5 protein-coding genes are annotated in these 5,417 nt (G+C 68.2%); 3 read left to right on the top strand and 2 right to left on the bottom strand.

Translation table 11 applies throughout. The annotated features are described in order from the left end of the window. Positions 1 to 365: 365 nt before the first annotated feature. From IE94_RS36525 to IE94_RS0133800, 3 genes are read left to right on the top strand one after another with little or no spacing between them, the layout of a single operon-like run. On the top strand, positions 366 to 1,925 hold the full coding sequence (locus tag IE94_RS36525) for a Mu transposase C-terminal domain-containing protein (protein ID WP_425337997.1): 1,560 nt from the start codon (positions 366 to 368) through the stop codon (positions 1,923 to 1,925). Positions 1,926 to 1,985: 60 nt separating this feature from the next. Next, entirely contained in the window at positions 1,986 to 2,714 is a 729-nt protein-coding gene (locus IE94_RS0133805) for an AAA family ATPase (protein WP_037924544.1), read from the top strand. Between the two features lie 2 nt (positions 2,715 to 2,716). After that, positions 2,717 to 3,925: a hypothetical protein gene (locus IE94_RS0133800; protein ID WP_051777885.1), complete on the top strand. Its 1,209-nt coding sequence runs from the start codon at positions 2,717 to 2,719 to the stop codon at positions 3,923 to 3,925. A gap of 59 nt (positions 3,926 to 3,984) precedes the next feature. Here IE94_RS0133800 and IE94_RS0133795 read toward each other — a convergent pair whose 3' ends face one another. Together IE94_RS0133795 and IE94_RS0133790 are read right to left on the bottom strand one after the other, a co-directional pair. Continuing rightward, positions 3,985 to 4,533, bottom strand: a complete 549-nt coding sequence (locus tag IE94_RS0133795) for a hypothetical protein (RefSeq protein ID WP_037924542.1) — start codon at positions 4,531 to 4,533, stop codon at positions 3,985 to 3,987. Positions 4,534 to 4,554: 21 nt separating this feature from the next. After that, complete coding sequence (locus tag IE94_RS0133790) at positions 4,555 to 5,316, bottom strand: hypothetical protein (protein ID WP_051777883.1); 762 nt, start codon at positions 5,314 to 5,316, stop codon at positions 4,555 to 4,557. Positions 5,317 to 5,417 lie beyond the last annotated feature (101 nt).

Genomic DNA, 5,417 nt, shown 5'->3' with positions numbered 1-5,417 from the left:
TGATGTTCGGCTTTTGGTTTTCAGTGGTCGGTGTTTTGTTTGCAGTGTCGGGTTGTGCCTGGTGGTCGCGGGTGGGTTGGTCGGTTGCTGAAGGCGCCGCGCTGATTCGGGACTGAAGAGTGCTGCTGAAGTGTGGGTGATCCTGATGCCGGGTCTATAGCGGTAGAGGGTTTCGGGATGTGCCTGTATCGCGGTGATGTCACTTCTTGGAGTGATGTCATGCGGCGTGTTGCCTCGTGTGTCTCGTGGCGGGGGTCAGTCTGCGTCTGACGGGTGGCGTGTCAGGGGGTGGGCTGGTGGACGCAGGGGAGGGGTCTCGCTCTGGTGATGTGGCGGTTCCGGCTGGAGTGAGCCGTGAGAGCGCTGTGCGTCGGCTGCTCGCTCTGGATGGACGGGACGAGCTGACTACGGCGCATGTGCGTTTGGTGGCGTCCGCGCTGTGCGTCTCGGAGCGTACGGTGTGGAACTGGCTGTCGGTGGCGCGTCGTGAGGGCAGGACAGGGCCGCGGCCGCGTCCGCGGTTCACTGTGACGCGGGAGATCCGGGAGCTTCTTGCGCTGTGGGGTGGGAATGTCTCTGCGGTGCACCGTGAGCTTGCCGCCCGTGCGGCGAGGGCCCCTTCACCGGATCCGGTCCCGTCTCTCTCGGTTCTCCACCGTGCGGTGGTGCGGGATCTGTCGGTGGGGGAGCGGGTGGGGTTGCGGTCGGGTGAGGCAGGCCGTCGGCGGCATGACGTGTTCGGGAAGCGGCCGCCGGTGTACCGAAATGCCTGCTGGGAGGGTGATCACAAGCGGGTCCCGGTGCGGGTGGACGTCGAGGGGCAGGTGGTGTGCCCGTGGGTGACGTGGTTCGTCGATGTGGCGACGAAGGTGATCGTGGGGGTGGCGGTCACTCCGCATGAGCCGGGGCGTGACGCGGTGCTGGCGGCGCTGCGGACGGGCATTAGCCGTGCCGGGCCTTACGGGCCGTTCGGTGGTCTGCCCGGCAGGGTGCGGGTGGACCGGGGCAAGGAGTTTCTGTGCCGGACGGTGGTGCGTGCGTTGGGCGGTTTCGCGGTGCCGGTGGAGGATTTGCCGGCGTATACGCCCTACCGCAAGGGCACCATCGAGGCACTGAACAGCGCGGTGGAGGAGATGTTCCTGGTCTCGCTTCCGGGCTACACCCGCCGCGCCCGCCCCCTGGGGGTGCATCGCCGCGAGGAGGTGGGCGACTTGCTGTCCTTCGCGGACTTCGTAAAGGCGCTGCTGGACTGGGTGGCTTGGTGGAACGCCGAGCACCACCCGGCAGGCCTCGAGGACAACAGGACGCCGCGTCAGGCATGGGAAGCAGACGCGACTTCTCTGGAGGACGTGCCCGAGGAGCAACTGGCGTTCTTCGCCCTGGAGGATGACGGCAGGGTACGGAAGATGTCGACGAGCGGTGTCAGATGGCGGCGCCGGTTCTACATCGCTGCGTGGATGGTCGGCCATGTCGGCACACGCGTGCGGCTGCGGTATCTGCCGCACTACGACGGCCAGATCGAGGTCTTCTCGGCCGAGCATCCAGACCAGCACCTGGGAACCGCGTACCTGGCCGAGGAAGCGACACTCGAGCAGCGCAGAGCGCTCAGCTCGGTCAGGGAGAAGAAGGCCCGCGCATTGAAGGCCGACTTGAAGGCGGCGGAGAAGCTGCGCCGTACCCGCTATACGGCCACCACTACACCGGATGTTCCTCGTCCGCGGCGGGCGATCACCGGGCAGCAGGCCCGGACGGAGATCGCCTCCGCGAAGGCGGCCGACCTGGCCGCCCGCGCGCTGCCAGACCTGATCCCGCCCCGGGACCCTCCCACAGGCTGGATCCACCCCCGCCCCCGCCCGGATACCGTGCCGCGCTCCCCGGCGCCCGATGACGTAGACGGCACCGCCCCCGCTTCGCACGAGGAGTGACTTCGGATGGCTACCACTGAACGCAAGGGGCGTCTGCCTGGGGAGCGTGAGGATCACTTCATGCGCCTGCCTGGCGCACAGATCGTCTCCACCCGGGCGCTGCTGGCGGCGCGGGAGAACATCCGGGCCGCGATCGAGGCGAAGGCGATGATCTGCATCTACGGACAGGCCGGCAACGGCAAATCCTTTGCGGTCAACGCTTCCCTGCGTGAGCTCGCGCCGTCATTGGCGCGCCGGATCCAGTTCCGGGCCCGCCCCTCCACCCGGGACCTGCGCCACGAGCTGTTCCACGCCCTGGGCCTGCCGGGCCGTCCGCCGGCGCACGCGATCGAGTTCGACCGCATGCTGCGCGGAGCGCTGGAGGAGCCGCGGATTCTGGTCTGTGACGAGGCGCAGTGGCTGTCGAAGCTGTGCTTTGAGTACCTGCGCTACCTGTGGGACGACACCGCATCCGACCTCACCATCATCTTCACCGGCGGCAACGGCTGCTTCGAGATGCTGCAGAGCGAGCCGATGCTCGAATCCCGGGTCTATGCCTGGCAGGAGATCGGCCGCATGCCCCTGGACGAGGTCCTCACCGTCATCCCCGCCTTCCACCCCGTATGGGAAGAGGCGGACCCCGACCTGATCGCGGTCTGCGACCAGGAGGCCGCGCACGGAAACTTCCGGGCCTGGGCGAAGATCACCCACCACCTGGTGACCGGCCTGAAGGAGACCGGCCGCACCAGCGTGGATGAGGAACTGCTGCGCTGGGCCTACAGCAAACTCTCCACCCGGCAGCCGGTCTGACCATGCTCAGCTGCGACAACCCGTCCCCGGTCACCGTCATCCTCGACCCCGGCGACGACCTGGTCCACACCCGCGCCGCCCTGGCCGTACACGCCCCCGAAGCCGGAAGACTCACCGTCCACCCCACACCCGGCACCGACTCCAGTCTCACCCTGGCCTACGACATCCTCGCCGCCCTGGACAAGCCCGTACCCGTACCCGGCTACCGCCAGCTCGACACGGCCCCCGCCTGGACCCTGGCGGCGGCCTGGATCCTCGCCACCAGCACCAGCCACCTGATGCTCCTGCGCGCCCACTTCCTCACCCCTCACCGCCTCAAGGCCTTGCTGCAGCTGCGCCACCGCACCGGTTGCCGGCTGGCTCTGGTCTGCCACACACGCCACGTTCCCGCGTCCGTCGAGCGAGCCCTGGCCGGCGTTGCCCACCATGTCGCGGAGGCGGCCGCCCTCCTGCCCGCGGCAGAACCGCCCACCGCCACGCCACCGGAACCCGCCACGCGCAGGCCGTTGGCCAACCGGTGGCTCAATCTGCCCGCCCTGACCACGCTCAGCGCTTTCGACTCCGCCACCCGCCCCTGCCAGTGCAAGGCGCCCATGGCCGAGGACCGTGACTTCTTCGCACCCGTCCTCCCGGCTGTCACCGAGGCCGAGGTCGCTCATCGGCTGCACCGCGCCACCGTCCACCCTCACCTGGCTGCCGAGCTGGCCACCGCCGTCTTCACCGCGGCCTCCGTCACGCAACTGGCCACCGCCCACGTCCGCGACCTCGCTCCGGACGCCTCCACCCTCACCCTCCACGACGACGGACTGCGCCAGGGCTGCATGACCCACCACGTCCCCGCCTGGGCACGCCCCCTGCTGCTGGCCGCCGCCTTCATCTGGCGGCTTGCCGCCGGAACCGACGGCGCACTGTTCACCGACCCCCTGGGCAGCACCGGCCTGCCCTACCTGACGGACTTCGCCGAAAGCTGCAAGCTGCGCCCGCCCCAGCCGCCCCGCCCCAAGCGGCGCAAGGGCTCACGCGCCTCGGCGAAGCCGCCGAAAACGATCTGGCCCTTCAGCCCCGCCCACTACGCCCTGTCCTGGGCGATGCGAGAGCCCGACCTCATGCAGGGCTGCCCTCACCCTCCGCCCCATACCCGGCGCACGATCGATGCGTACAAGAAGGGGTGGCCGCCGCCCGATTACGGACCCCGCTCACGCTTGTACTGACCTGGGGCCTCTGCCTCGCCGTGCGACGTTCTTGCGCGTGTGGCTCCCACGCGACGCTGTTATGGGGTCCGGTTCCGTTGACGCCAGCCGGGGTCGTACCGGGGGGCTGGGCGTGGTGGAGGGGCGCTCTGATCGAGGTCGTTGAGGCCCATCATGCGGTCGAGGAGCCACAGCATTCGTAGGAAGCGCACGAATGCGAACGCCATCGAGGCTTCGAAGACGAAGCGTGCCGAGTGCGAGTCCGCCTTGTCGTCCAGGCCTTGTGCGGCCAGGCAGCCCATGCAGATAAGGGCGGTTGCCACGAGAAGGGCCTTCCAGTTGCGGCGTAGCTCGTTCTGGTAGTGCCGGCGTACCGCCTGGATCCGTTCGCCGTTGCTGGACAGGTAGATGGAGATTGCGATCGAGCTCAACCCACCGATGGCGGAGACAACGCCGGCGGCGGTCCCGTACAGCGAGACGCGCTGCTCAGATTCGATCCAGGACAGCCAGTCACCGCGCCCCCAGCTCCGAACGACTGCTACATGCGCTGACAACAGCAGGAAGGCGATGACGTAGTCCCACCACACGGCTTCGGACCACCGGTCGACGACGGACTCCCGTACGCTCAACGCACCGCCCCCTGTCACATATCAGCCCAGGTCAGCCCCCACCGCTGCCCGCAGCTCGCCCTCGTGCTCGGCCGCTACGTCAAGGATCGCATCCACCGCTGACAAGATCCGGATGGAGTTTCCCTCGTCGTCGACCGCGGAGACACGCCGTTTCGCCGTGATGTGGTGTTCCGTCAGTTCCACCAGGCGGCTACGCTCAGGACCGTCGGCTTCAGCGAACACCAGCCGGGCACGGGCGCGGTCGGCCGCCCCAGGCGCCACCGGAGCGATGTCTCTGAGGTCGTCCAGAAGCGCTTGGCGGTCCTCGTCCCGGCCCTTCCCCCGCGGCACGCTGATGATCATCGTGACGTTGATGTCTCCGTAGGCCTCGTGCGCCAGGCGCAGGAACTTCGCCAGTCGGCCGGTACGCTCCCGCAGCGCCGATGTCTTGTGATTGCCGATCTTGATCTCGATACGGGATGCCCCCTGCGCGGTGCCCAGCCGTTCGACCTCGGCCTTGGACAGCACCGGCCGGATGGCCAGACGGGTGTCGGGAAAGAGGTGCAGTTCATTCAGCCAGGTCTCCAACCCCTTGTGGGTCGGGGCCGACACGGAACCCGGCATGAGGCCCACCACATTCGCGAACGGCAGGAAGCAGATCGCCGAGGTGTCCACGAAACCGCGGCTGGCGTTCTGCTCGAGCTCACGCCACTCGCCGGTGTTCCAGTCCATCATGCTCAGCCACTCGGTGGTGTCCTTGACCCGATGTAGCAGCAGATGGTCCTGCCCGCGCGCGGTGGCCACTGGGGTCTTGACCCCGGTTTCTGGACACGGGTTATGCGGCTTGCGTCAGCGTAGTTGATGTCGTTCGGAGGGAGTTCTCGTAAGCGATGGGGCTGCGGTGT

This window comes from Streptomyces violaceorubidus (assembly GCF_000717995.1).
Taxonomy (GTDB): Bacteria; Actinomycetota; Actinomycetes; order Streptomycetales; family Streptomycetaceae; genus Streptomyces; species Streptomyces violaceorubidus.
Note: the sequence above shows the minus strand (reverse complement) of the source record. Positions and strands in the feature narration are given on the sequence as shown.

Bases quoted from the DNA above. Each gene is read 5' to 3' on its own strand.
- IE94_RS0133805 (WP_037924544.1), top strand. From the start codon at position 1,986: ATGCGCCTGCCTGGCGCACAGATCGTCTCCACCCGGGCGCTGCTGGCG.
- IE94_RS0133800 (WP_051777885.1), top strand. From the start codon at position 2,717: ATGCTCAGCTGCGACAACCCGTCCCCGGTCACCGTCATCCTCGACCCC.